Genomic DNA, 25,091 nt, shown 5'->3' on the forward strand with positions numbered 1-25,091 from the left:
GTCGGGAAACGGAAGATACCCGCGACGGCGGCCACTGACGGCAGGCGTACGCAGGAGAAAGTCGCGCGGCGGCGCGGAATGTGCGGAAAAGAGGGGCGGGCCTCTCGGCCAGCCGGCGATCACGCCTCGGCCGGGCGCCTCACTCGATTGTGGCCCATGGCCGACCCGGCAGTCATGGCACCGATCCTAAACGCGCCCACACCGACCCGGCAACCGTCAACGAGCCCGAACGGTTTCCATTCCTTCGGGGCGGTGGTCAGCCGTGATGGGCCAGGGGCGCGTGCGGGTCACCGGAACCCCGGTGGTCCGGGTCGGCGTGCACCAGCGCCGCCCGCAGCCGCGGCACGGCGTGGATCAGCCGATGCTCGGCCGCCACCGCGATCACATGCCCCTGCGCGACACTGAGGTCCCCGTCGATGACGATCGCGCACTCGGCGTGCAGGTGGTGCCCGATCCACCGCAGCCGCAGCGCACCGACGTCGGTGACGCCCGGCGTGGCGAGCAGGGCCGCCTCGGCGGTGTCGACCAGAGCCGGGTCAACGGCGTCCATCAGCCGCCGGTACACCGCGCGGCCGGCGTCGACGAGCACGACCAGGATCGCCGCGGTGATCAGCAACCCCACCGCCGGGTCCGCCCACCACCAGCCCAGCGCCACCCCACCGGCGCCGAGCAACACCGCCAGCGACGTGAACCCATCGGTACGGGCGTGCAGCCCGTCGGCGACCAGCGCGGCGGAACCGATCCGCCGCCCGACCCGGATCCGGTACCGGGCCACGAGTTCGTTACCGGCGAACCCGATCAGCCCGGCGGCGGCCACGTACGGCAGATGGTCGATCTCACGCGGGTCGAGCAGACGCGTCACGGCCTGGTGCCCGGCGAACACCGCGGACGCGGCGATGGTGGCGACGATGGCGATCCCGGCGAGGTCCTCGGCCCGACCGTAACCGTAGGTGTAGCGGCGGTTCGCCGCCCGCCGGCCGAGCAGGAACGCCACCCCGAGCGGTACGGCGGTGAGCGCGTCGGCGACGTTGTGCAGGGTGTCGCCGAGCAGCGCCACCGACCCCGACCAGAACACCACCACGGCCTGCCCGGCGGCGGTGACCCCGAGGACCACCAGGGAGATCCACAGTGCGCGGATGCCGTCTCGGGAGGTGGCCAACGCCGGGTCGACCTTGTCGGCGGTGTCGTGCGAGTGCGGGGTCAGCAGATGCCGGACCCGCCGCAGCCGCCCCGCCCGGCGGCCGTGGGTGTGCCCGTGACCATGCCCGTGACCGTGGTCGTGTGTCTGGTCGTGTGTCTGGTCGTGTGTCTGGTCGTGGCTCATCGTTTCCTCCCGGCCGGCGGGTCACGACGGTGCTCGCCGGTCGGCAGGATATGCGCCGTCACGGGTATGCGACAACGCGGTAACCGCGAGTGTTGGGCAACAACCACCGGTCGGCCCGTCCGCCGCCGGTCACCCCCTCATGGCCGGCGACGACCGCCGTCAGTGGGCGACCAGACGACGACGCAGGCCCGGATCGATCAACTCCGGCGGCTGGTAGCCGGCATCCGCCGGGTTCAGGGTCGTACCCGCTCGCCGCGCCGAGCTGGCTGTCGAGGTGCTCCATCGTCCGCGGACCGATGATGGCCGAGGTCACCGCCGGATGCCGCAACACGAACCCGATCGCGAGATGGATCAGCGACAACCCGGCCTGCTCGGCGAGGTCGGCGAGCTGCTCCACGGCGACGAGTTTCGCGGCGTTCGCCGGCAACGTCGGATCGAACCGCGCGGGCAGGCGCTCCGCCCGCAACGAACTCGTCGTGGTCGGGGTTGCCCCGCTGACCGAAGTTCATCGCACCCAACGTCAGCGGGCTGACCCGTACGCCGGTGGTGCCGAAGAGGCGGTACTCCGTCATGCTGCCTCCGTCGTCCATGTGCCGATCATGCCCGGTCCGCTGGTCACCGGGGTGCTCAGCCGGGTACGGTCACCCGCCGACCGACCCGGCGAGCGGTCGACACCCGGAACCGGCAACCACCACACCACCGCACACCAGCCGGGCGATAACCTCACCCCATGACGATGCGGCCCATCAGGATCATCGGCGACGCCGTACTACGCACCCCCACCGAACCGGTCACCACCTTCGACGCCGAACTACGCGTCCTGGTCACCGACCTGATGGACACCCTCCTCGGCGCCCCCGGCCGAGCCGGCGTCGCCGCACCCCAGATCGGCGTCAGCGCCCGCGTCTTCGTCTACGACGCCGACGGACACCGAGGCCACCTCATCAACCCCACCCTCGAACTCTCCACCGAGCTCCAGGACGACGACGAAGGCTGCCTGTCCATCCCCGAGCTGTACTTCCCGACCCCCCGCGCCATGCACGCCACCGCCCACGGCGTCGACCAGTACGGCGAACCCACCACCATCACCGGCAGCGGATTCCTCGCCCGCGCCCTCCAACACGAAACCGACCACCTCAACGGCCGCCTCTACGTCGACACCCTGCGCGGCGACACCCGCCGCCGGGCCCTGCGCGAAATCCGCGACGGCCGATACGCCGCCCCCGGCCGCACCACCTGACCCCGGCGGCTCAACCCACCCACTGATCGAAACCAAGCTTCGCCACCAGCGCCAACACCACCACCAGCAACACCACCCGAACAAAACCCGAACCCCGGCGCAACGCCATCCGCGCACCCAACGCCGCACCCACCACGTTGCACGCCGCCATCCCCGCACCCAACGACCACCACACATCACCCGCCGAAGCGAACACCACCAACGCACCCAGATTCGTCCCCGCGTTGACCAACTTCGCCATCGCCGACCCATGCACAAAATCCGCACCGACCACCGCCGTGAACGTCAACACCAAAAACGTGCCCGTACCCGGACCGATCAAACCGTCGTACAAGGCGATCACCCCACCGGCCAACGCGACCGCCACCACCACCCGAACCCGGGTCCGCCGCCCCGGCTCCGCCACCACCCCCAACCGCGGACGCAACGTCACGAACAACGCCACCGCCACCAACACCGCCAACACCACCGGCCGATACGCCGCCGCCGGCACCACACCCGCCAACGCCGCACCCACCCCGGCCGTCACCACCGCCAACCCCGCCGCCGGACCCGCCAACCGCCAATCGATCTTCGTACGCCGGGCGTACGTCACCGCCGCCGTAGCCGTACCCGCGATCGCCGCGAACTTGTTCGTCCCCAACGCCACCGGCAACGGCAACCCCGGCGCAGCGATCAACAACGCCGGCAACAACAACAATCCACCACCACCCACCACGGCATCAACCCACCCGGCCGCCCCCGCAGCCACCAACAAACCCACCAACCCACCGAGATCCACGACGCGGCATTATCCCGCCGCCACCACCACCCCCGAACAACCCTGTGGCCAGCCTCACCCACCCCCGATCAACGACCCCGCCGCCGACGCAGCCCAATCCCCAACGCCCCCAACAGGACAAAGACCAACACCGAACAGAGCAACACCTTGAAGATCACCCAGAAACTCTCCCACACCACCCCGTAAGGTGCAGAGGTGCGACTGGTCACCTTCAACCTGCTCCACGGCCGATCCCTGCACGACGGCATGGTGGACCAGACCCGACTGCACGACACCGTCACCGCACTCGACGCCGACATCCTCGCCCTCCAGGAAGTCGACCGAGACCAAAGCCGCAGCGGCAACCTCGACCTCACCGCCATCGCCGCCCACGCCCTCGACGCACCCACCCACCGCTTCGCCGCCGCCGTCGTCGGCACCCCCGGCGAAGGATTCCGCCCCCTCAACCACGACGACGACGGCCACGGCGAACCCCTCTACGGCGTCGGCCTCATCAGCCGCTACCCGGCCCGCTCCTGGCAAGTCACCCGACTCACCCCCGCACCGCTACGCACACCCATCTACGTCCCCGGCCCCGGCGGCGGACTCACCCTCCTCCACGACGAACCCCGAGTCCTGCTCGCCGCCGTCCTCGACACCCCCCACGGCCCCCTCACCGCCGCCGCCACCCACCTCACCTTCGTCCCCGGCTGGAACCTCCGCCAACTCCGCCAGGTCGTCCGCGCCCTACGCACCCTGCCCGCCCCACGACTCCTCCTCGGCGACCTCAACCTCCCCGCCCGACTCGCCACCCTCATCTCCCGCTGGCAACCCCTCGGCTGCCAACCCACCTACCCCGCCATCGCACCCCGAGTCCAACTCGACCACATCCTCGCCGACCCCCGAGGCCGCCAACGCCTCCCCGCCGTCACCGCCGTCACCACCCCCGCCGCCACCATCTCCGACCACCGCCCCCTCGTCGTCGACCTCGGCTGACCCCCACCCCACCCCGAAACCGACAGCCGGGACCGAACCACCCACCCCACCCCACCCGTCGTACCCAAGCAGTAACATCGCCCCCCGGCGGCGCCCCCACGACCGCCGGAAGGCGGACAACGGTGAACACAACGGCCCGGCTCGCCGTCGACCTCGGCACCACCCACACCGTCGCGGTCATCCACCGACCCGGCCAACCACCCCGACCACTCCTGTTCGACGGCACCCCACTGCTACCCAGCGGCGTCTACGTCGACCCCACCGGCACCACCCACACCGGCCGCGACGCACACCGACTCGCCGGCAACCAACCCGACCGCTTCGAACCACACCCCAAACGCCGCATCGACGACGGCACCATCCTCCTCGGCGACAACGACATCCCCATCGAACAACTCCTCGCCGCCGGCCTCCGCCGAGTCGCCGACGAAGCCCGCCTCACCGGCACCAACCCCACCGACACCACCGTCCTCACCTGCCCCGCCGACTGGGGCCAACCCCGCCGCAACCTCCTGCGCGCCGCCGCACACCTCGCCGGCCTCGGCACCGTCGACCTCATCGACGAACCCGTCGCCGCCGCCCACTACTGCCTCGACCTCCTCGGCCCCCAACTCCCACCCGGCGCCACCCTCGCCATCTTCGACTTCGGCGGCGGCACCCTCGACGTCACCGTCATCCGCCGCGAACCCACCGGCCCACGAGTGCTCGCCACCGGCGGACTCGACGACCTCGGCGGCATCGACATCGACGACGCCCTCGTCGCCCACCTCGGCCAACTCATCGCCCTACGCGACCCCGACCTCTGGCGACGACTCCACCACCCCACCACCGCAGTCGACCGCCGCGACCGCCAAACCCTCTGGACCGAGGTACGCGCCGCCAAGGAAATGCTCTCCCGCACCGCCACCGCACCCGTCACCGTCCCCGGCCGCACCGAACCCCTGCACCTCACCCGCGAAGAACTCGACCGCATCGCCGCCCCACTCGTCGCCCGAGCCGTCGACGAAACCCGCCGCGTCCTCCAACGCGCCGGCACCGAACCCACCACCCTCGCCGCACTCCTGCTCGTCGGCGGATCCAGCCGCATGCCCCTGGTCGCCAGCCGCCTGCACGCCCGCCTCGGCATCGCCCCCGCCGTACCCGAACAACCCGAACTCCCCGTCGCCTACGGCGCCCTCCACCACCGCCCCACCCAACCCCCACCACCACCGCGACCGCCGGCAGCCCACCCCGGACCCGTACCACCACCCCGCCCCCAACCACCCACCCCGACCACACCCCCCGCACGCCGCCGCACCCGACGCGCCGTCATCACCACAACCGCACTCGTGGCCGTCGCCGCCTGCGTCGGCACCACCATCACCAGCGGCACCTGGCTCGCCGACCGCATCAGCGGCGCCCTCAACCAGGCCAACCGCATCCCCGGCATAACGAACAACCAACCACCCACCGACGGCAACCTCAAACCCGGCCAAACCCGGCCGGCAGCCACCGGCGCCGCCGCCGTCACCATCGCCGACACCGCCGACACCGCCGTCATCTCCGCCACCGTCACCGCCGGCAAAACCGAGGTCAGCGCCCTACCCGGCAACGGGGGAGCCGCAACCTGGACCGTCGCGATACCGATCGAACCCGCCGACCTCACCCTCACCACCATCGACACCCCCGCACCCGGCGACGACCTCGTCATCGTCGACGGAAAAGACTCCGCCACCGACGCCGGCAAACCCGTACGCGCCGTCCTCAACGCCACCAGCGGCAAACTCCTCTGGAAAGCCACCTGGACCAACCGCTACGACGTCGCCCACTACGGCACCAACGCCATCATCGAAACCCGCGGCTCCATTGACGGCAACGCCGTGACCAGCATCGACCTACGCACCGGCAAACAACGCTGGAACCGGCCCGGCAACTCCGACCTGCTCATCATCGACAGCCACCGCATCGAAGCCCTGCGCCAATGGCCCGCCGCCACCGTCGACCCCACCGCCGGCACCCTGCCCGCCGTGAAGGGCGCACTGCGCGACACCATCACCACCAGCCCGACCGTGATCGAACTCAACACCAGCACCGGCAAGGGCTTCGCCCTCGACGCCACCACCGGCAAACTCAAGAGCAGCGGAAACCTACCGCTCGACGAGGACCGCTGGGTCGCCTACGACAACCTCGTCATCGGCAAACTCAGCGACGAGGCCTCACCCGCCCGCGACGTACTCGCCGCGTACAACGTCGCCGACCTCAAACAGAAATGGAAACTCGAACTCCCCGCCGGCGTCGACATCGAAAACGTCAAACCCTGCGGCCCGCAACTCATCTGCGCCGCCATCAACGAAACCCGCAACAACCGCGTCATCGCCCTGGACACCCGTACCGGCAAACAAACCTGGTCCACGCCGACCGAATCAGCCGGCGACGAGAACTGGTACACCACCGCCACCATGCTCGTCTGCGGCGACGGCACCTTCGACCGCATCTCCGAAGCCCGCGTGCTCGGCCAGAACGACGGCAAACAACTCCGCCAGCTCCCGCAGTTCACCAACGTCACCGCCACCGACGGCACCAACATGGTGCTCCAGAGCTACAACGGCACCACCGAACAGTGGCAGGTCGCCGTCCAGGAGATCACCAGCGGGCGCACCACCAGCGGCGCCGACGTCGGCCCCGAACCACCCGAACACGTGACCATCCACAAGGACCTCGTCGCCGTCCTCACCGCCGACCGACGCGCCCTCACCTTCAAGATCACCGACCTCGCTCAACCAGCCAAGTGACCCACACCCCCCGAAGGCTCTGACGTACGCTCACCCGCCAACCCGGTCAACGCCCGATTCGTACGGTTGGCCCGCACCGCCGCCCGCTGCTGACCCGCCGTCACGTCGATGTAGTTCTGACTCGTCGTCAAACTCGCGTGCCCCAACAACCACATGATCTCCGAGGCGGTGGCACCGTCCTCGGCCAACCGGGTCGCGAACGTGTGCCGCAACGCGTGCAACTGCGCGCCACGGGGCACCCGATCGGTGATGCCCGCACGCCGGTAACACGACTCGACCAGGTACTGCAACCCACCCCGACGCAACGGCTCACCGTGCCGATCCACCAGCAGCACCGACTCCCGCCGCACCGTACGGGTCCCGAACCGCCGCCGCCGGCTGTCCAGATAGCCCGCCACCACCGCGTCGAGCTCCGGCTCGATCGGAACCACCCGGGGCCGGCCACCCTTGCCACTCACCTCGACCCGCCGCTCACCGGGCCGCCCGGCCATCGAACCGACCCGCAACGCGAGCAGCTCGGACAGACGCAGCCCCGCGCAGAGCGCCAGGGCGAGCACGACCAGGTCCCGCTCCGGCCACGGGTGACGCTGCCGCTGGTCCTCCCACGCCACCGCCCGCAGCAACTGCTCCGGGGTGTCCTCGCCGCGCAGGGGCTTGGGCAGGGGGAGTGGTGCCGCGGGTTTGTCGACCGCCGGCATCGGGTTGCCGGCCACCACCTGGTCGGTGACGAGGAAGGTGAAGAAACTGTTCCAGGTCGACCAGGCGCGGTAGATGGAGGCGACGGCCCGGGGAGCGGCGAACCGGGCGAACGCCGCCCGGAGGGTGCGGGCGGTGAGCGCGGACAACGGCAGCTCGGCCAGGGGGAGGGGAGGGGTGCTGTTGTCGGCGATCAGCCGACCGATGGCGAGCAGGTCCCGCCGGTATGCCTGGAGGGTGTGCGGGGACGGCTTGCGGGTGCCCCGTGCGGTCAGGAACTCCTCGACCAACTCAAGTAGCGGTATGTCACCTTTGTCCTGCATAAGGAATATTATGCAGGTTTCGCCGGTACGCCGGAAAGGGGTACGAGCCACCGATCTTGAAATGTCCACCTCGGACACCGTCGGTACGGGCCGGGGAAGCCCCGGTGCGTCGTACGCGTTCGACGGCCTCATCAAAATGGGCCGTCTTGCCATTCTGGTGAGCGCCCCAGGGCCTCGTTACGCCGGGCGTGGCGACTTTTCTATGTGAAGGTCCTGGGGTGATTGTCGGCCACCACAGATGGAACCGATGGTGCTCCTTCTGCACCACGACGCCGCCCGTGGTCGCCTCACTGGCCGAGCTGCGCCCCGCATATGCGTGGATACGCAGGCCCTCACCGGATCTTCCCGCGTGATCCCAGGCAGCCACGTGCGCCGCGAACTGGTCGGCAAGCCCTGCGGCCGCCGGGCCGTGGCCATGCACCACCATCTGCTGTTCCGACGTGCAGCCCGGTTGACCGGTTCGTGGAGCGCCAGCCACAGGCCGAGATCGGTAACTACCTGTTTGGGACTGATGACAGCGTGGGTCGATCGCACCGTGGGTGGCGCGTCCAGAGCTGTCAGCACAGCGTCAGGATTCAGGACCCCACCGTCAGGGATGTCGATGTCGATGCTCACCACTTCGCCGCCGGGCGATACCAGGTGGGAGATCAATGCGGCGTTGTATCCGGTTCCCGCGCCTATCTCCAGCACCCGCTGGCCCGGCGTCAGCCCGAGCTGGTCGGGCATCAACGCCATCACTGCCGGCTGCGACGACAGCGCTCGGGTTCGCGCGCAGCTGTTCGACGAGTTTCTCGCGCAGGTTTGTCAGATCGTCGGTCGCCATCGATACATCATGCCGGCCGGGGTGCCGTGCCCATCGCAGCGTCCGAGATCGCAGCCCACTTCCGCTCCGAACATCGCCCGGACCAGTGCGGGTTGACATAATGTACATTATCGAACTTCGAGATCCGGGCCCGTTGCCGACGTGAAGCTGTCCTTCTCAGTGAAGGTGAGCCATCCGCGCTGCGCCGGCCGCCGCTGACGGTCAGTGCGGCCAGGTCGCGGCGGCGCGGACCACGGTCGAGGAAATCGTGGCAAGTTCGGGTCGAGCCGGCATGAACAGGGTCGCGATACCCAGCGTCTCGTTCATCGCTGCCAGCTGATTCTCGCGCACCGCGTCGACGGCGTTTCGCAACCCACGGATGATCACTCCGGCTCCGTGTTGCTGACAGTAGGCCACGGTCAGCCCGCTCCAGGCCGCGACTGTCACGTTCTCCCAGTCCGCCGGGAGTGCGCCACGTAGGTCCAGCGCGCGTTCCGCACCGGACTTGGTGGGCCGCTTCTCATCGTTGACCGCGACCAGCACCGTTACGTGTTCGAACAGGCGCCGCGCCCGATCGACGAGATCTCGATGACCGTCAGTGAAGGGGTCGAACGTTCCGGGATAGACAGCTCGGGAGCTTCGGGGATCGCCCACAGGCCGGTGAAGCATCGACACATGCTACCTGCCGTCCGGGCAGCTCAGCCGAGGCTACCGGCGGGCCATCCACAGGGTGGTGGCGATCATGGTGGTGGTTCAGAGGCCGCCGGCGACCCTGAGGTTGGCGCCGGTGGTGTAGGAGGCGGCGTCGCTGAGCAGCCAGACGATGGCGGCGGCGATCTCGTCGGCTTGGCCGGCGCGGCCGAGGGGAACCCGTTCGGCTACCCGGGCGGGTCGGTCGGGTACGCCGGAGATGGTGTGCAGGTCGGTCCAGATGGTGCCGGGTGAGACGGTGTTGACCCGGATCTGGCGGGGCCCGAGTTCCTTGGCCAGTCCGATGGTGAGGGTGTCGGTGGCGGCTTTCACCGCGGCGTAGTGGATGTATTCGCCGGGGCTGCCGAGGGTGGCCGCAGCGGAGGAGACGTTGACGATCGCGGCGCCGGCGGTCATCCGGCGGGCGGCCTGCTGGGCGCAGAGGATGTAGCCGATCAGGTTGACGTCGACGACCCGGCGCAGGTCGGGCAGGGTGAGGTCGGTGAACGGGCCGACCGGGCTGGTGACTCCGGCGTTGTTGACCAGGCCGGTGAGTTGGCCGAGTTCGGCGGCGGCGTCGAAGAGGTGGGTGACCTGTTCGGGTTCGGTGGTGTCGGCCTGGACGGCGATGGCGCGTACGCCGGTTTGGTGGAGGTCGCGCAGGACGGTGGCCGCGGCGTCGGCGTCGGTGCGGTAGCAGAGCGCGATGTGGTGACCGGCGCGGGCGAGTTGTCGTACGGTGGCGGCGCCGATGCCGCGGCTGCCGCCGGTGACCACGGTTACCGGGCTCATCGGCCCCCCTCCCCTGCTTGTTCGCGGGTGAGGTTACCGGTGGTGGGTGTGTCGGTGCGGCGGTGATCGGGGTGAGGTGGGGCACGGCGTACGCTTCGCGCACTGTCGGGCGGTGTGGTGCTGTCGGGAGGTGGGCGGGTGGCCGGGGGTCTGCGGGTGGGTGACCTGGTGGAGGATTTCGTGTTGCCGGACGAGGTCGGTGTGCCTCGGCGGTTGACGGATTTCCTGGCCACGGGTCCGGTGGTGTTGTTCTTCTATCCGGCGGCGTTGAGTCGGGGTTGCACGGCGCAGGGTTGTCATTTCCGTGATCTGGCTGCGGAGTTCGGGCGGCTGGGCGCGCATCGGGTGGGGATCAGTCGCGACGTGGTGGCCCGGCAGCGGGAGTTCGTGCAGGTCAACGGGTTCGATTTTCCGTTGTTGTCGGATGTCGACGGGTTGGTGGCGGAGCGGTTCGGGGTGCGTCGGCGGTTGGCGCCGGCGGCGTTGGCGACGCGGCGGTTGACGTTTGTGATCGGTGCGGATCGCCGGGTGGTCGAGGTGATCCGGGGTGAGTTGGACATGACCGGGCACGCGGATCGGGCGCTGCGGGTGTTGGCGTCGGTGGTGGACCGGTGAGGGGTTCGGGGGTGGGGTCGGTTCGACGTTGTCGGATCGGGCTGGTAGGAAGGCAGGAAATCAAACAGGTGTACGGAAGAAGGATCTGATGGCTGCCGCGCATACCGCTGTCCGAGGGTTGTCCACCGAGGAGTTGCAGAGCATCCGGGACACGTTGGCCGGTGGTCGTAAGCCGAAGGTGATGTTCACCGAGGCGGCGGGGCAGATCGCCGGGCAGATCGGTCAGGTGGTGGAGTTGACCGACCCGGCGACGTCGGACGAGTGGGTGGTGGTGCGGTTCGGTCGTGACGAGTTGCCGTTCTCCCCCACTGATCTGAGTATTCCGCCGCGTGGGGCGACGGGTCGGCGGGTGGAGCCGAAGGTGGAGGCGGCGGAGCCGGTGGAGAGTGTGCCGGAGCCGGAGTTCATGGTTGTCAGGTCGCCGGTGCCGGCGGCACGCGAGGAGGTTGTGGTGACGGCGGTGGACAGTTCTGTGACGGAGTCGGTGGAGGCGGATGCGAAGCCGGCGCGGCGGGCGGTGGCGAAGCCGGCGCGGCCGAAGGGGCCGGCGGGTTTGACGGTGACGCTGGCGTACGCCGACGGGGAGTGGACGTTGGCGGCGACGCAGGGTACGAAGGCGCTGGCGAAGCCGTACGTGATCAAGCCGGTCGAGGCGTTGAAGATGGTGTCGTTGATCGACGTGCCGGGGGTTCACGAGGCGGTGGAGCAGATCATGTCGGTGGAGCGCAGTGAGGCTGAGCAGCAGGCGGAGAAGCTGCGGGCGGAGCTGGCCGAGATTGAGGCGCGGTTGGCGGAGTTGCGCGACGCCGGCTGAGTGTGACGCGAGTCGTGTGCGCCCCCGGAGCCGATGGTTCCGGGGGCGCACTGGGTTGAGGCGCGTCGCGTTGTGGGGCGCGGGGTTGTGGGTCAGTGCGGGATGTTGGCGACGCCGATGCGGCGACGGAAGACCCAGTAGGTCCAGCCCTGGTAGGCGATGACGACGGGGGCGAAGATGGCCGCGATCCAGGTCATGATTTTCAGGGTGTAGGGGTTGGAGGCGGCGTTGGCGGTGGTGAGGGTGCCGGTGGGGTCGGTGGTGGAGGGCATGACGTCGGGGTGCAGGGCGGCGAAGAGGGTGGCGACGGTCAGGCCGATGGCGATGGCGGTGCCGGCGAAGGCCCAGCCTTCGCGGCGTACGCGGGTGGCGGCCCAGGCGGCGGTGAGGGCGAGGGTGGCGGTGGCGGCGAGGGCGACGGCGGTGGGGTTGTGGCGTTGGGTGAGGGTCCAGGTGAGGAAGGCGGTGGTGAGGACGAGTGCGGCGGGGGTGGTGCGGGCGGCGAGGTGGCCGGCGCGGGTGCGGATGTCGCCGTTGGTTTTGAGGGCGAGGAAGACGGCGCCGTGGGTGAGGAACAGGGTCGCGGTGGTGGCGCCGCCGAGCAGGGCGTAGGGGTTGAGCAGGTCGGTGAGTCCGCCGGTGTAGTCGTGGTTGGTGTCCAGGGGTACGCCTCGGACGATGTTGGCCAGGATGATTCCCCAGCCGATGGCGGGGATGACGGAGCCGGCGGTGATGGCGGCGTCCCAGCGGTGTTTCCAGGGGGCGTCGGGGCGTTTGTGGCGGTATTCGAAGGCGACGCCGCGGCCGATGAGGGCGACGAGGATGAGTAGGAACGGTAGGTAGAAGCCGGACAGGAGGGTGGCGTACCACTCGGGGAAGGCGGCGAAGAGGGCGCCGGCGGCGGTGATGAGCCAGACTTCGTTGCCGTCCCAGACGGGGCCGATGGTGTTGATGAGTACGCGGCGTTCGCGGTCGTCGCGGCCGAGTACGGGTAGTAGTGCGCCGACGCCGAAGTCGAAGCCTTCGAGGATGAAGTATCCGGTGAAGAGGACGGCGATGAGCAGAAACCAGACGGTGGTGAGGTCCATCGTGGACTCCGGGGTCGGTGGGCGTGGGTGTCGGTGGGCGCGGAGGTTGCGACGGGTCAGTAGGCGAAGGCGAGTGGTCGGTCTTCGTCGGCGGTGTTGTCGTCGGGTTCGGGTGCTGCGGTGGTGTCGGGTAGTCCGGCGCGGGCGTAGCGGAGCAGGAGTCGGATCTCGATGGTGGCGAGGGTGGCGTAGATGAGGGTGAAGGTGGTGAAGGAGGTGATGACCTCGGTGAGGGAGACGCTGCGGGAGACGCCGTCGCGGGTGAGCATTTCGCCGAAGACGACCCAGGGTTGGCGGCCCATTTCGGTGAAGATCCAGCCGAAGCAGTTCGCGGCCAGGGGCAGGATGGGCATGATGATCGCGGCGCGGAGCAGCCAGCGTGAGGTGGGGGTGCGGCCGCGGCGGGTGGACCAGAGGGCCCAGGCGGCGATGGCGGCGGCGGCCATTCCGAGGGCGATCATGAAGCGGAAGCTCCAGTAGGTGATCGGGATGATCGGGGTGTAGCTGCCGGGGCCGTATTCGGAGACGTACTGGGCTTGGAGGTCGTTGATGCCGAGGACCTGGCCGTGGGGGTCGCCGGTGCCGAGGAAGCTGAGCAGGTACGGGATTTTGAGGGCGTAGAGCTCGCGGGTGCCGTCGAGGCTGCCGATGGTGAGTACGGAGAACGCGGCGGGTTGTTCGGTGTGGTAGAGCCCTTCGGCGGCGGCCATTTTCATGGGTTGTACGTCGGTCATGATTTTGCCCTGGAAGTCGCCGCTGATCAGGACGCCGGCGGCGGCGGTCAGGGTGACGACGGCGCCGAACCTGGCGGCGAACCGGAATGCGCTGGTGTCGGTGGCGGAGTGGGTGGTGGGTCGGCGGATGAGGTGCCAGAGGGCGACGGAGACCATCAGGGAGCCGGCGACGAGGAAGCAGCCGGCGAGGGTGTGCGGGAACGTGGCCAGGGTGACCTTGTTGGTGAGTACGGCCCAGATGTCGGTGAGTTCGGCGCGTCCGGTGTCGGGGTTGATCCGGTAGCCGACGGGGTGTTGCATCCAGGAGTTCGCGGCGAGGATGAAGTAGGCGCTCAGGGTGGAGCCGATGGCGGCGGCCCAGATGGTGGCGAGGTGTACGCGTCGGGGTAGCCGGTCCCAGCCGAAGATCCACAGGCCGAGGAAGGTGGATTCGAGGAAGAAGGCGAGCAGTGCCTCGATGGCCAGGGGGGCGCCGAAGACGTCGCCGACGAAGCGGGAGTAGTCGCTCCAGTTCATGCCGAACTGGAATTCCTGGACGATGCCGGTGACGATTCCCATCGCGAAGTTGATCAGGAAGAGTTTGCCGTAGAACTTGGTGAGTTTGAGGTAGCGCTCGTTGTCGGTGCGGTGCCAGAGGGTTTGCAGGACGGCGACGAGCAGCGACAGTCCGATGGTCAGTGGTACGAACAGGAAGTGGTAGACGGTGGTGACACCGAACTGCCAGCGGGCGACGTCCAACGCGTCCACGGGAACCCCCCAGGTTCTACGACGGCCTGTAGTAAATACTACTGAGCGTCGTAGACGGGGGTGGGGGGTGCGGACGTGCGCTCGGCCACACTCCCCCGCCGCGCCCACCCACCGGCGGCGGGCGCGGACCGGGCCGGGACTGTGCGAAGATCGGCGGTCGATGGACACGCCGACCGATCCCCCCTGGCGGGCCCCCCGACTCTGGCGATTCCTGCAACTCGTCGCCCGGGGCCTGGTCGCCCTGATGGCCCGGCTGCGGGTCACCGGCGACGTACCGGAACACCTGCGTGACGGGCCGCTGATCCTCGCCGCCAACCACATCAGCCCGTTCGACCCGGTGGTGCTCGCCGCCGCCTGCCAGATCCGTGGGATCGCCCCCCGGATCATGGCCACCGGTGGGCTGTTCCGGACCCCGTTCGTCGGCGCCGTCATGCGGCGCAGCGGTCACCTCCGGGTCGACCGGCGCACCGCCGAGGTCGGCCACGCCCTGTCCGCCGCCGCCGACGCGGTCACCGGTGGCGCGGTGGTGCTGCTGTACCCGGAGGGGCGGATGGGACTGGACCCCGGCATGTGGCCCGAGCGGGGCAAGACCGGCGCCGCCCGGCTCGCGTACGCCAGCGGCGCGACCGTCGTACCGGTCGCCCAGTGGGGCGCCCACGAGGTGCTGCCGTACGGCACCCCGAGGGGGCTGCTGCCCGCCGTCGGCCGGGCACTGGTCCGCCGCCCGGTGATCCGGGTGCACTTCGGTGAACCCGTCGACCTGGACGGGCTCCACCCCGCCGTACCGGGGGCGGCCCGCCGGGGCACCGACCGGATCATCGACGCGCTCACCGCGGGCCTGGCGGCGCTGCGCCCGGACGAACCCGACGGGCCCCGCCACCGGGACCCGAGCCGGCCGATCGACACCACCCGGGTCCACCGCCGCAACCCCGGCCCGCCGGCCTGACCTGAAGCGTCGGGCGGTGCTATTCCGGTTGGCGTTGGCGCAGGTAGGCCAGGACCGCCTCACGGGTGGTCCGGACCCCGAACACGTCCCGGGCCTGGGCGATCCGCCGGTTCGCCGTACGCAGCGACAGGAACTCCGCCGCCGCCGCGGCGGCGATCGTCTCCCCGTTCGCCAGGCGTTCCAGTAGCGCCCGCTGCTCCGGAACGAGCCGCGCCGCGGTCGGCTCGGGTGGGTCGTCGGCGTCCCGGTTCACCGGGCCGAGCCGGTCGAGGTCGGCCAGCAGGGCCCGGCCGACGTCGGCACCGGTGTCGACGATCGCCACCACCCCCGCGCCCCGGGCGGCGGCGAGCACCACCAGGCGTGCCGTGTCCAGGTCCGGCACCCGGCCGAACAGCAGCACCCGGGTCGCGGTCAGGTCCCATCCGCCCTCCGGCAGCGCGAAACCCTCCCGGGTGGACCAGCCGGCGCGGGCGAGCCGGCGCAGCACCGCCGTGGCGTCCGCCGCCGAGGGCACCACGTACCGGGGCGAGTCGGCGGCGTTCACCGGCCCACCTCCGCCGCCGGTCCGACGGCGGCGGGCTCGGCACCGGTACGCGGTGCCGGCACCGCAACCGCACCGACCAGCACCAACGCCGCCGCCTCGGTACGGGTACGGGCCCCGAGCTTGCGCATCCCGGCCCGGATGTGTGTCTCCACCGTCTCCGCCGACACCCCCAGCCGGCCCGCCACCCGCCGGGTCGGTTCACCCGCCGCTACCAGGCGCAACACGTCGAGTTCCCGACCGGTGAGGGTGTTTCCGGCACGCGGGCCCCGGCTGTCGCGGCGCACCGCGTGCCGCCGCAGCGCCCGCCGGGTACGCCCGAGCAGGACCACCAGGGCGGCGTCGGTGGCCAACCGTTCGGCCTCCAGCAGTGCCGGCACCGCCCGCCCCGGATCCGGGTCGTGCAGCCCGTGCGCCAGCAGGCAGCGCACCTGCTCGCGGACGGCCACGTCGTGCCAGGCGGCGGCGGCCCGGCTGAAACCGGTCGGGTCGTCGGCTGCCCGGTCCCACGCCGCCAGGGTCCGGTCCACCGTCGCCGTCCCGTTCGTCGCCACGACCGGGTGGGGTGCGCCGGGCGCGGTGTCGTAGGCGGCCCACCGGCCGGTGATCCGGTGCAGTCCGTCGACCAGCGGTGAACCGGACGAGGGAGTGGCCGTGACGGCGTGTTCGGGTTGCCCGTCGAGCCAGGCGGCCTCGCGGGCGACCCAGTCCAGCAACCCGCCCGCCGGTGCGGGTACGGCGGCCAGCCGGGCCCGGGCCGGGGCGAGTAGCCCACCGTCGGCCTCGACCAGGCTGGCCGCCGCCACGGCGTACTCGCGGGCCGGGGTCGGCAGGGTGCGGTCGGTCAGGTCACCGGCGCGGCGCAGCACCTCGTCCGGGTCCGTTCCGGTGCGGCGCAGCGCCGCGCACCACAGGGCCACCGTGAGGAACCGGGTCTGCCAGCTGTAGGCCAGGTCGGTCGCGCACGACCGGGCGGCGGACTCGGCGGCCCGTTCGGCTTCGACCGGGCGGGCGTCGGCGAGCAGGGTCCGCACCAGCAGCCAGGCACTCCACCGGGCGGCGAGCGGGTCACCGGCGGCCGACGCCACGGCCTCGGCGTCGGCCAGGGACTCCTCCCAGCCGGGGGTGCGGGAGGCGGCGTGCACCGCCGCGTACGCCGCCCGCAGGCCGGGGTGCGCCGGCCGGGGCCCGTGCCGGGCGACGACACCGGTGAGTGTCCGGGGCGCGGCGGCGGGGTCGTCGTCGAGCGCGGCCAGCAGCAGCACCCGGTCGCGGGCGGCGACCAGGTCCGGGGCGGCCGAGTCGGGCACCGGTGCCGCCGCCGCCCGCGCCGCCGGCAGGTCACCGGCCTGCACCAGCGCCTCGGCGCGCAGCACCGACGCGGCCACACCGAGCGGGGCGGTGCCGGTCAGGACCCGGACGGCGGCCCGGGGGCGGCCGCAGGCCAGCGCGGCTCGGGCGGCGTCGCCGCGGACCGCCGGGTCGGGGTGGGCACCGGGCAACGCGCAGGCGAACAGCAGCAGGTCGGCCCGCTCCCCCACGGTGGTCGCGGCCCCGGCGGCGGTCACCGCCGCGGCGTACGCGGCGGTGTCGTCGCCGGCCGCCGCCAGGTGCCGGGCCGACTCGGCGACCGGGACGAGTTGCGCCAGCCGCCGGTGCAGTGCCCGACGGCCGTCGGGGTCGAGCATCCCGGCCGCGACCTCGGCCAGGTACGCCGACACCGGGCCGATGGTGCCGTCGCCGAGGTCGGTGACCAGTGCGGCGGCGGTGAGTTCGTCGGCACCGGGGCCGAGCAGCGCGCCGGTCGCCGGACGGCCGAGCAGGCCGAGTGCCGCCAGCGCGGTACGGGCCGGGCGGGTCAGGTCGGCCAGCGCGGTCGCGACGACGTACCCGATCTGGTCGACGTCGGCGCGGCCGGTGCCGGGCCGGCCACCGGCGGCCTGCCGGGCCAGCACCGTCACCACCAGCGGCACACCGCCGGCCCGGCGGACCACGTCGGTGACCGTGACCGGGTCCAGGCCGGGTGCGGTGGCCCGGACCAGTTCCGCCGCCCCGACCGGGTCCAGTGGCGGTACGGCCAGCCAACCGGTCGCCGCGTCACGCAGTACGGTCACCGCGTCGGCCGGCAGCCGGTGCGGGGTACGCAACGCCACCACCACCCGGCAGTGCGCCGCCAACGGCACCAGGGCGGCGAGGGTCGCCGGGTCCGCCCACTGCACGTCGTCGAGGAGCAGCAACCCGCCCCGGACCCGGGACCGGACCGCCTCGGCGAGCAGGGCCGGGTCCCCGGTCGGCAGCCGGACCCGGACCGCGTGGCTGAGTGCGAACGCCGGCACCGTTTGCAGGGTGGCCAGCGCGCCGCCGGCGAACACCGGCCCGTGGAACGCGGCACCGAGCCGGGCCAGTACGGTGCTGCGGCCGCTGCCGGGACCACCGTGGACCACGACCAGGCCGGGTACGGTCAGCAGCGCCGTCGCCCGGTCGACGACGGTGTGGGCGGACGGGTCGGGCGGCTCGTGTCCGGGGACACGGCCGTCGGGTACGCCGCCGAGTGCGTGCCGCACTGGTCCTCCCGCGAGGGCTCGCGGCCACCACCGGGTGAGGCGGTGGCACGAACATGGGATCCTGCGCCGGCAGGATATTCGTAGTGTGAGGTCCGGCAGGAGCGCCCCGCCCTGTCGCCCGAGTCGGAGGGACGTCCAACGAGATGAGCGAGCAAGACCGCCGTGACCATGCCATTGTCGCCGACCGTACCGTCGGCTGACGAGTCGTGGGATCAGGTCCGCTCGGTGCCCGCGTCGCCGCTCTCTGTGACGAGGTGGGGCCCCGGCTCGGCGTTTCGTTGCAGGGGCAGGTGTTCGGCGTACGGCGGCGGCTCGACGAACCGCTGCGGGTGGCGATCGCCGGCCGGCTCAAAGCCGGAAAGTCGACACTTGTCAACGCGTTGATCGGTCGGCGGGTCGCGCCGACCGAGGTCGGTGAGTGCACCAGGGTTGTCACCCAGTTTCGTTACGGCACCGTCGACCGGGTCGACGTGGTCCGCCGCGACGGCAGCCGGACCAGCCTGCCGTTGGACACCGACGGCATGATCCCGTCCCGGCTCGGCGTACCGCGGGCCGAGATCGGTTTTGTCGACGTGACGTTGACCAGCGACCACCTGCGGGACCTGACCGTTGTCGACACCCCCGGGTTGGCGTCGACGAACACGTCGGTCAGCGACGGCGCCGCCCGGTTCCTGCACACCGACGAGGTCGCCCCGTTCGACGACGACATCGACGACGACTCGACCGGGGCGATCTCCGGCGCCGAGGCGATCGTCTACGTGTTCACTCAGGCCGTGCGCGACGACGACGTGCGGGCACTGGCCGCGTTCCGTTCCGTGTCGGCGCGGCTGGCCAGCAACCCGATCAACTCCCTCGGCCTGTTCAACAAGGTGGACAAGCTCGTCGGCGGCAGCGGTGACCCGTGGCCGGTCGCCGGGCCGCTCGCCGCCGACCAGGCCCGGGTGCTGCGCCGGGTGGTGTCCGACGTGGTCCCGGTCGTCGGGCTGCTGGCCGAGACGACCGAAGCCGGCCGGCTGACCGCCGCCGACTGCGAGGCCCTGCGTACGCTGTCGCGGCTGCCCGGCACCGAACGCCTCGTCCTGCTCGCCTCGGTCGACCTGTTCACCACCCGCGACTGCGCGGTGCCACCGGCGCAGCGGGAACGGTTGCTGCGGCTGCTCGACCTGTACGGCATCGGGTTCGCCCTGGCCCAGCTCGACGCCACCCCGGAGCTGGCCAGCGGCGAGCTGGTCCGGGTCCTGTTCCGGGCGTCCGGGCTGCCGCGCCTGCGGCACACCCTCGACCAGGCGTTCCGGTGGCGCACCGACGCGATCAAGGCCGGCTGGGCGCTGTCGGCGCTGGAGAAGATCGCCAGCCACGCCGCCGCGCCGGCCGACCGGGAGTTGCTGCGTGACGCGATCGAACGGGTGCTGCAACAGCCGGACTACCACCGGCTGCGGCTGTTGGAGGTCGCCCAGCTCGTCGGTACCGGCGCGGTCGAACTGCCCGAGCCGATGGAGCGGGAGCTGAACCGGTTGGCGCTGTCCACCGATCCGGAGTGGATCCTCGGCCGACCCGGTGCACCGGCTCCGGAGCTGGCGAAGGCGGCTCTGGAGGCGGCGACCCGGTGGCGGGTGTACGCGGTCGCCGGCTCCGGACCGGCCCAGTCGCGGGTGGCGCTGGTCGCGCACCGGGGTTTCTATCTACTCTCGCAACACATCCGTGCCGGGATGCCACCAGGGCCCGTACCCGGCACGGTCGGCCACGGAGGGCAGGTGCGGTGACGACGACCGCGGAGGTGAAACCGGAAGCGCTCGGCAAACTGCTGACCGGGGCGGTGCAGACGGTGCTGGCGTACCTGCGCAAGGCCGACCCGGACGCGGCGGCCGAGGTCGACGCCGCCCGCCGCCGGGAGGTGACCCGGCCGGCGATTGTGGTTGTCGGTGAAACCAAACGCGGCAAGAGTTCGCTGGTCAACGCGTTGATCGGGGTGCCGGGGTTGTCGCCGGTCGACGTGGCGGTGGCGACCAGCACCTACCTGGAGTTCGTGCCCGGCCCCGACGTCGGTGCCCGCGCGTTCGTGCCCGGCCGGGACGAACCGGTCGACCTGCGCCCGGCCGACCTGCGGGACTGGGCCACCGGACTCGGGACGTTGCCCGACGGGGTCCGCCCGCCGCGGCGGATCGAGGTACGGCACCCGGCGCCGCTGCTGGAGTACCTGACCCTGGTCGACACCCCGGGCACCGGCGGCCTGGACCCGGTCCACGCCGAGATCGCCCTGGACGCGGTCGAGCGGGCCGCCGCGCTGCTGTTCGTGGTCGACGCCTCCGCCCCGTTCGGGAAACCGGAACTCGACTTCCTGGTCGAGGCCAGCAAGCGGGTCAACCTGGTGGTGTTCGCGTTGACCAAGACCGACGCGTACCCGGGGTGGCGGACGATCTGGGCGGACAACCGGGCCCAGTTGCAGGCGCACGCCGCCCGGTTCGGGGCCGCCGCCTGGTTCCCCGTCTCGGCCCGGCTGGCCGAACTGGCGTCGACGCTGCCGGCCCCGGCGGCCACCGAACTGCTGCGCGAGTCCCGGATCGGTGAACTGCAACACGCGCTGGTCGACCTGGCCGGCAAGGGACACCTGCTGGCCCTGGCGAACGTGTTGCGTACGGTGCGCAGCGAGCTGGTGCGGCTGGACCTGGGCATCGGTGCGCGGCTGACCGCCACCGACCCGGACCCGGCGGACGTGACCCGGGCCAGGGACGAGCGGGCGGCGTTGGCGGCCCGTAAACGTACCGAGTCGCGGCAGTGGTCGCTGGCGCTGAGCACCGAGACGCAGCGGGCCCGGGTCGAGGTGACCGGGCTGCTGCGCGGTTACCTGGGCGAGGTGCAGGAGGAGTTGCTCACCACGATCGACCACGGTCGGGGCGAGGGGATCGGGAACCTGCCGGCAAAGGTCGACCAGTGCCTGCAAGCGGTGTCCGTACGGTTGTCGCGGGATCTGGAGTCGCGTTTCGGGAAGGTCGCCGAGCGGGCCCTGGCGCAGGTGTTCGCCCCGCACGAGTTGCAGTTCGTGCTGCGCCGGCTCAACGCCACCCTGCACCACGCCCTGGCCAGCAAGCCCCGGCGGGACGGCGGCGGCACCGACAACGTCATGATCGCGATGTCGGCTGGTGGGATGGCGTTCATGGCCGGGCGGGGGGCGATGGCCGGTGCGACCGCCCTGGGTGCCGGCACGCTCATCGGCGGCGGTCTGCTGGTCCCGTTCGCCGGTCTGGGGCTCGGCCTGGCCGCCGGGGCGTTCATCCTCTACCGTCGGCGGGTGCAGTCCGACCGCCAGCAGGCCCGCACCTGGCTGCGGGAGGTTCTCGCCGAGGCGCGGGCGGCGCTGTCCGACGAGGTGACGCACCGGTTCACCGATTTGCAGTACGCGTTGACCCTCGCCCTCGACGACGCGATCGAGCGACGGCTGCGGGAACTCGACGCGCACATCGCGGAGATCGACAAGTCGCTGGCCGAGGACAAGTCGACCCGGGCCCGGCGCCGCGCGGCGTTGCAGGCCGAGCGGGAGACGCTGCGGGCCCGGATCAAGCAGGTCGACGAGGTACTTGTCCGGACCCGGGTGTTGTCTCCGGTGCCGGGCACCGACGGGCGGGGGTGACCGGTAGATGGGCGACCACTGGGAAGGGTGGATCGACGACGGGCCGGATTTCGGGACCGGACCCGACGCCGACCCGGACTTCGCCGCCACCGACGGTTACCCGGTGGAGGGCTTCGGCCCGGCCGACGAGCACGGCGACGACGCCTACAGCGGCGGCGGGGCCGGCGAGGAGGACCTCGACGGCCCGGGACCGGAGACAACCCCGATCGGGTACGGCGACGAGCCGTTCACCGTCGACGCCGGGTACCCGGCCGACACCGGTTTCGGCCCGGCGGAACACGACACCGGTCTCGGCCCCGCCGACCTCGGCGCCGACACCGGTTTCGGTTCCGTCGACGGCGACACCGGTCCGGGGGCGGCCGACGGTGACACCGGGTTCGGGCCGGGTGACGTCGACGCGCAGGTCGGCTTCGGTGCCGCGCCGGTGGGTGCCGACCCCGACCTCGACCCGTACGGCGACTCGTGGCCGCCACCGGCGTTCCCGGACGCGCTCGACTCCGGTGGCGTACCGGAACCGGTCGACGGTTTCCCGTGGGCCGACCCGGACACCCTCGGCGACCCGGACACCCCACCGGCCGACCCGGCGACCTATGGCGTACCGGAACCGGCGGAGTTGGCCGGTTACGCCGCCGAGGAGGTGCCGCCGGGGGTCGACCCGTGGACCGCGCTCGCCGGCTCCGACGACCCGGCGACCGGTGCCCTGGCCCGCTTCTGGGGGACACGGGACAGCTGAGCGTTGCTCACCGTTGTTTCTCCCGGACGGTGCGCCACGGCAGCCCGGCGATCGTCTCCAGGACCTCGGAGCGCGGCTGGCCGCACCCGTCGACCGGCACGGCGGGGCGGATCGCGGTGCCGTCGGCGGCGACCAGGGCCACGTACGGGGCGACCAGCGGCGACACCGGGCACACCGGCGCCCGGGGGGTCGCCCGGGGTGTGGCCAGCGCGGCCAGCGCGGCCAGCAGCCCGTCGAGCCCGGCGCCGTCGAGCCGTTCCTGCCGCAGCACGGTCGGGCCGGGCGGCTCCGGTGTGACGACGGTGCAGCGCAGGGCGGCGACCGCGACGAAGTCGGCCGGTACGTTGCCGACCGGCCCGGCCGGGAACGTCAGTCCGGGCAGGGCGTCCTCCACCGGGGTCGGACAGTCCGCGGAGACGACCACCGGTCCCGTCGGTGTCGGGTACGGCGGCGCCGACGTACCACCCGAACCGCAGCCGGTGAGCGCACCGACGGCCACCAGCAGCACGGCCACCGCGGCGCTGCGCGGGTGAACGGTCCTCACGAACCGTTCGACGGCACCGACCGGCACCGGGTTCCCGACCGGCACCGGGACCCGGTACGGGGTCAGCGGACGCCGGCCACGGCGGCGTCGCGGGCACCCCGCCAGACCAGGCCGGTCTCGGCGAACCCGGCCGTGCGCAGCGCGTCGAGGTGCCACGACACCGGCGGGGTCCACTCCGTGTCGTGCCGGTCGGCGAACACCTGCCGCCGCTGTTCGAGCAGCGGACCCAACACCGGGTCGGCGGCGACGTGGTCCCACCACGCCTGCCAGGACAGCACCGCGCCGGCGGCGTAACGCGCCTCGCGGCGGGCCCGGAACACGTCACCGAATTTCGTGGTCAGGTCCGGCAGGCCGTCGTCGGGCATGGTGTCGACGTTGACGAAGACCCCACCGGGGCGCAGCACCTGCCGGATCTCGGCGTAGAGCGGGCCGAGTCGTTCCCGGGGGATCCAGTGCAGCGCCGTCGCGGTCAGCACCGCGTCGTAGTCCTGGCGGGGTAGCCCGGCGGCCCAGTCCGGGGAGCGCAGGTCGGCGGCGACCACGGTGGACCGCTGGTCCAGCGACTGTCGGGCGATCGTCATCAGCACCGGGTCGACGTCGAGCAGCGTCGTGGTCGCGTACGGAAACCGGCGCAGCACCCGCAGCGAGATGCTGCCGGTGCCGCCGGCCAGGTCGAGTACGGCCGGTGCCGGCCCGTCGGCGGTGGCGGCGACCGTGTCGAGCAGTGCCGCGAACCTCTCCTCCCGGTCGGGCAGGTACGCCTCCTGCTGACGATCCCAACTTTCCTGCCACGCCACCGAATCCCACGCCACCGAGTCCAGAGAGTAAGGAGTCATAGACGTTAGACTAATTACCGTCCGGGGGCTTGTCGACCACGGACCGCCCCGAAGCGGTGCAGATTCCCCTCGTGCGCCGGACACCCGCCGGCCACCTCCGACCGGCATACTGCGCTGCGTGACACCGCACTTCGCCTACCTCGACGCACCGACACCGCTGGCCTTCGCGCACCGGGGCGGCGCCGCCGACGGCGACGAGAACACCGCCGAGGCGTTCAGCCGCGCGATCGAACTCGGCTACCGGTACGTCGAAACCGACGTGCACGGCACCGCCGACGGGGTGGCCGTGGTCTTCCACGACCCGACCCTGGAGCGGCTCACCGGCGAACCCGGCCGGATCTCCGACCTGACCTGGGCCGACCTGACCCGCGTACGGGTCGGTGGGGCGGCCGCCGTACCACGGCTGGACGACGTCCTCGGCAGCTGGCCGCAGGTACGGTTCAATATCGACGTCAAGGCCGACGGGGGCGTCGAACCGACACTCGCCTCGCTGCGGCGTACCGCCGCCCACGACCGGGTGCTGCTCGCCTCGTTCAGTGATGCCCGACTCACCCGGCTGCGGGCCCTCGCCGGACCGACCGTGGCGACCTCGCTCGGCATGCGCGGCGTCGCCCGGCTGCGGCTGGCCTCGCTGACCGGTCGACGGCTGACGCTGCCGCCGTCGGTCGCCGCCGCCCAGGTACCGGTGCGCTACAACCGGATCCGGGTGGTCGACCGGCGGTTCGTCGAGCACGCCCACCGGCTGGGGCTCCAGGTGCATGTCTGGACGATCGACGAATCTGCCGAGATGCACGAGTTACTCGATCTCGGGGTGGATGGCATCATGACCGATCGCGTGGACGTGCTGCGCGACACGTACCTCAGCCGCGGTCACTGGCCCGCCGACCGAACACCCTAGGTCGGACCG

Annotated in this window: 23 protein-coding genes; 10 read left to right on the forward strand and 13 right to left on the reverse strand. The window is 71.7% G+C overall.

From position 1 onward, the window contains the following. Positions 1–256: 256 nt before the first annotated feature. Together OG792_RS16250 and OG792_RS16255 are read right to left on the reverse strand one after the other, a co-directional pair. The gene (locus OG792_RS16250; RefSeq protein ID WP_329110535.1) at positions 257–1,324 is read right to left on the reverse strand and encodes a cation diffusion facilitator family transporter; all 1,068 of its coding nucleotides are present in this window, start codon (positions 1,322–1,324) and stop codon (positions 257–259) included. 58 nt (positions 1,325–1,382) lie between these two features. Beyond that, positions 1,383–1,790 (reverse strand): aldo/keto reductase, encoded by a 408-nt coding sequence (locus tag OG792_RS16255; RefSeq protein WP_442932425.1) that lies wholly within the window; start codon positions 1,788–1,790, stop codon positions 1,383–1,385. A gap of 264 nt (positions 1,791–2,054) precedes the next feature. On the opposite strand from OG792_RS16255, the gene def reads away from it, so the two are divergent. Next, on the forward strand, positions 2,055–2,564 hold the full coding sequence (gene def, locus OG792_RS16260) for a peptide deformylase (RefSeq protein ID WP_329110537.1): 510 nt from the start codon (positions 2,055–2,057) through the stop codon (positions 2,562–2,564). A gap of 10 nt (positions 2,565–2,574) precedes the next feature. Here the strand turns inward: def and OG792_RS16265 are convergent, their stop codons facing one another. Further along, entirely contained in the window at positions 2,575–3,345 is a 771-nt protein-coding gene (locus OG792_RS16265) for a sulfite exporter TauE/SafE family protein (RefSeq protein ID WP_329110538.1), read from the reverse strand. A gap of 195 nt (positions 3,346–3,540) precedes the next feature. Here OG792_RS16265 and OG792_RS16270 point away from each other — a divergent pair, with 195 nt between their 5' ends. Both OG792_RS16270 and OG792_RS16275 read left to right on the forward strand, forming a co-directional pair. Then, complete coding sequence (locus OG792_RS16270; RefSeq protein ID WP_329110540.1) at positions 3,541–4,320, forward strand: endonuclease/exonuclease/phosphatase family protein; 780 nt, start codon at positions 3,541–3,543, stop codon at positions 4,318–4,320. A gap of 122 nt (positions 4,321–4,442) precedes the next feature. Beyond that, positions 4,443–7,091, forward strand: a complete 2,649-nt coding sequence (locus OG792_RS16275; protein WP_329110541.1) for an Hsp70 family protein — start codon at positions 4,443–4,445, stop codon at positions 7,089–7,091. Here OG792_RS16275 and OG792_RS16280 read toward each other — a convergent pair. The 4 genes from OG792_RS16280 to OG792_RS16295 form a co-directional block, all read right to left on the reverse strand. Further along, complete coding sequence (locus tag OG792_RS16280) at positions 7,076–8,110, reverse strand: tyrosine-type recombinase/integrase (protein ID WP_329110542.1); 1,035 nt, start codon at positions 8,108–8,110, stop codon at positions 7,076–7,078. The genes OG792_RS16275 and OG792_RS16280 overlap by 16 nt on opposite strands. A gap of 177 nt (positions 8,111–8,287) precedes the next feature. Further along, positions 8,288–8,836 carry a hypothetical protein gene (locus OG792_RS34715; RefSeq protein ID WP_442932426.1) on the reverse strand — a complete coding sequence of 183 codons (549 nt, stop codon included), beginning with the start codon at positions 8,834–8,836 and terminating at the stop codon, positions 8,288–8,290. 298 nt (positions 8,837–9,134) lie between these two features. Next, positions 9,135–9,581: a pantetheine-phosphate adenylyltransferase gene (gene coaD / locus OG792_RS16290; protein ID WP_329110543.1), complete on the reverse strand. Its 447-nt coding sequence runs from the start codon at positions 9,579–9,581 to the stop codon at positions 9,135–9,137. A gap of 84 nt (positions 9,582–9,665) precedes the next feature. Beyond that, complete coding sequence (locus tag OG792_RS16295) at positions 9,666–10,394, reverse strand: SDR family oxidoreductase (RefSeq protein WP_329110544.1); 729 nt, start codon at positions 10,392–10,394, stop codon at positions 9,666–9,668. Between the two features lie 138 nt (positions 10,395–10,532). Between OG792_RS16295 and OG792_RS16300 the strand changes: the two genes are divergently transcribed. Continuing rightward, on the forward strand, positions 10,533–11,009 hold the full coding sequence (locus tag OG792_RS16300; protein ID WP_329110546.1) for a peroxiredoxin: 477 nt from the start codon (positions 10,533–10,535) through the stop codon (positions 11,007–11,009). 88 nt (positions 11,010–11,097) lie between these two features. Next, complete coding sequence (locus OG792_RS16305) at positions 11,098–11,823, forward strand: hypothetical protein (protein ID WP_329110547.1); 726 nt, start codon at positions 11,098–11,100, stop codon at positions 11,821–11,823. Between the two features lie 92 nt (positions 11,824–11,915). On the opposite strand, the gene cydB is transcribed toward OG792_RS16305, so the two are convergent. Both cydB and OG792_RS16315 read right to left on the reverse strand, forming a co-directional pair. Further along, complete coding sequence (gene cydB, locus OG792_RS16310) at positions 11,916–12,911, reverse strand: cytochrome d ubiquinol oxidase subunit II (protein ID WP_329110548.1); 996 nt, start codon at positions 12,909–12,911, stop codon at positions 11,916–11,918. A 56-nt stretch (positions 12,912–12,967) separates the two neighbouring features. Beyond that, complete coding sequence (locus OG792_RS16315; protein WP_329110549.1) at positions 12,968–14,392, reverse strand: cytochrome ubiquinol oxidase subunit I; 1,425 nt, start codon at positions 14,390–14,392, stop codon at positions 12,968–12,970. A 160-nt stretch (positions 14,393–14,552) separates the two neighbouring features. On the opposite strand from OG792_RS16315, the gene OG792_RS16320 reads away from it, so the two are divergent. Further along, complete coding sequence (locus OG792_RS16320; RefSeq protein ID WP_329110550.1) at positions 14,553–15,338, forward strand: lysophospholipid acyltransferase family protein; 786 nt, start codon at positions 14,553–14,555, stop codon at positions 15,336–15,338. 19 nt (positions 15,339–15,357) lie between these two features. Here OG792_RS16320 and OG792_RS16325 read toward each other — a convergent pair whose 3' ends face one another. Together OG792_RS16325 and OG792_RS16330 are read right to left on the reverse strand one after the other, a co-directional pair. Further along, on the reverse strand, positions 15,358–15,882 hold the full coding sequence (locus tag OG792_RS16325; protein ID WP_329110552.1) for a LuxR family transcriptional regulator: 525 nt from the start codon (positions 15,880–15,882) through the stop codon (positions 15,358–15,360). Further along, complete coding sequence (locus OG792_RS16330; protein WP_329110554.1) at positions 15,879–18,443, reverse strand: helix-turn-helix transcriptional regulator; 2,565 nt, start codon at positions 18,441–18,443, stop codon at positions 15,879–15,881. The genes OG792_RS16325 and OG792_RS16330 overlap by 4 nt, the downstream gene beginning before the upstream one ends. 206 nt (positions 18,444–18,649) lie before the next feature. On the opposite strand from OG792_RS16330, the gene OG792_RS16335 reads away from it, so the two are divergent. From OG792_RS16335 to OG792_RS16345, 3 genes are read left to right on the forward strand one after another with little or no spacing between them, the layout of a single operon-like run. Beyond that, positions 18,650–20,206 (forward strand): dynamin family protein, encoded by a 1,557-nt coding sequence (locus OG792_RS16335; RefSeq protein WP_329110555.1) that lies wholly within the window; start codon positions 18,650–18,652, stop codon positions 20,204–20,206. Further along, on the forward strand, positions 20,203–22,071 hold the full coding sequence (locus tag OG792_RS16340; protein WP_329110556.1) for a dynamin family protein: 1,869 nt from the start codon (positions 20,203–20,205) through the stop codon (positions 22,069–22,071). Before OG792_RS16335 ends, OG792_RS16340 begins: the two co-directional genes overlap by 4 nt. A gap of 7 nt (positions 22,072–22,078) precedes the next feature. Beyond that, a complete protein-coding gene (locus OG792_RS16345) occupies positions 22,079–22,804 on the forward strand; it encodes a hypothetical protein (protein ID WP_329110557.1) in 726 nt (241 codons plus the stop codon). 7 nt (positions 22,805–22,811) lie between these two features. On the opposite strand, the gene OG792_RS16350 is transcribed toward OG792_RS16345, so the two are convergent. Both OG792_RS16350 and OG792_RS16355 read right to left on the reverse strand, forming a co-directional pair. After that, positions 22,812–23,348, reverse strand: coding sequence for a hypothetical protein (locus OG792_RS16350; protein ID WP_329110559.1), 537 nt, complete (start codon positions 23,346–23,348; stop codon positions 22,812–22,814). 62 nt (positions 23,349–23,410) lie between these two features. Further along, the gene (locus OG792_RS16355) at positions 23,411–24,184 is read right to left on the reverse strand and encodes a class I SAM-dependent methyltransferase (protein ID WP_329110561.1); all 774 of its coding nucleotides are present in this window, start codon (positions 24,182–24,184) and stop codon (positions 23,411–23,413) included. 118 nt (positions 24,185–24,302) lie between these two features. Between OG792_RS16355 and OG792_RS16360 the strand changes: the two genes are divergently transcribed. After that, positions 24,303–25,082 (forward strand): glycerophosphodiester phosphodiesterase, encoded by a 780-nt coding sequence (locus tag OG792_RS16360; protein ID WP_329110562.1) that lies wholly within the window; start codon positions 24,303–24,305, stop codon positions 25,080–25,082. The last annotated feature ends 9 nt before the right edge of the window (positions 25,083–25,091 follow it).

This window comes from Micromonospora sp. NBC_01699 (genome assembly GCF_036250065.1).
Classification (GTDB): Bacteria; Actinomycetota; Actinomycetes; order Mycobacteriales; family Micromonosporaceae; genus Micromonospora_G.

Coding starts and splice junctions, on each gene's coding strand:
- coaD (WP_329110543.1), bottom strand. CDS start 9,581: ATGCTTCACCGGCCTGTGGGCGATCCCCGAAGCTCCCGAGCTGTCTAT.
- OG792_RS16250 (WP_329110535.1), bottom strand. CDS start 1,324: ATGAGCCACGACCAGACACACGACCAGACACACGACCAGACACACGAC.
- cydB (WP_329110548.1), bottom strand. CDS start 12,911: ATGGACCTCACCACCGTCTGGTTTCTGCTCATCGCCGTCCTCTTCACC.
- OG792_RS16320 (WP_329110550.1), top strand. CDS start 14,553: ATGGACACGCCGACCGATCCCCCCTGGCGGGCCCCCCGACTCTGGCGA.
- OG792_RS16295 (WP_329110544.1), bottom strand. CDS start 10,394: ATGAGCCCGGTAACCGTGGTCACCGGCGGCAGCCGCGGCATCGGCGCC.
- OG792_RS16345 (WP_329110557.1), top strand. CDS start 22,079: ATGGGCGACCACTGGGAAGGGTGGATCGACGACGGGCCGGATTTCGGG.
- OG792_RS34715 (WP_442932426.1), bottom strand. CDS start 8,836: ATGCCCGACCAGCTCGGGCTGACGCCGGGCCAGCGGGTGCTGGAGATA.
- OG792_RS16355 (WP_329110561.1), bottom strand. CDS start 24,184: ATGACTCCTTACTCTCTGGACTCGGTGGCGTGGGATTCGGTGGCGTGG.
- def (WP_329110537.1), top strand. CDS start 2,055: ATGACGATGCGGCCCATCAGGATCATCGGCGACGCCGTACTACGCACC.
- OG792_RS16305 (WP_329110547.1), top strand. CDS start 11,098: ATGGCTGCCGCGCATACCGCTGTCCGAGGGTTGTCCACCGAGGAGTTG.
- OG792_RS16280 (WP_329110542.1), bottom strand. CDS start 8,110: ATGCAGGACAAAGGTGACATACCGCTACTTGAGTTGGTCGAGGAGTTC.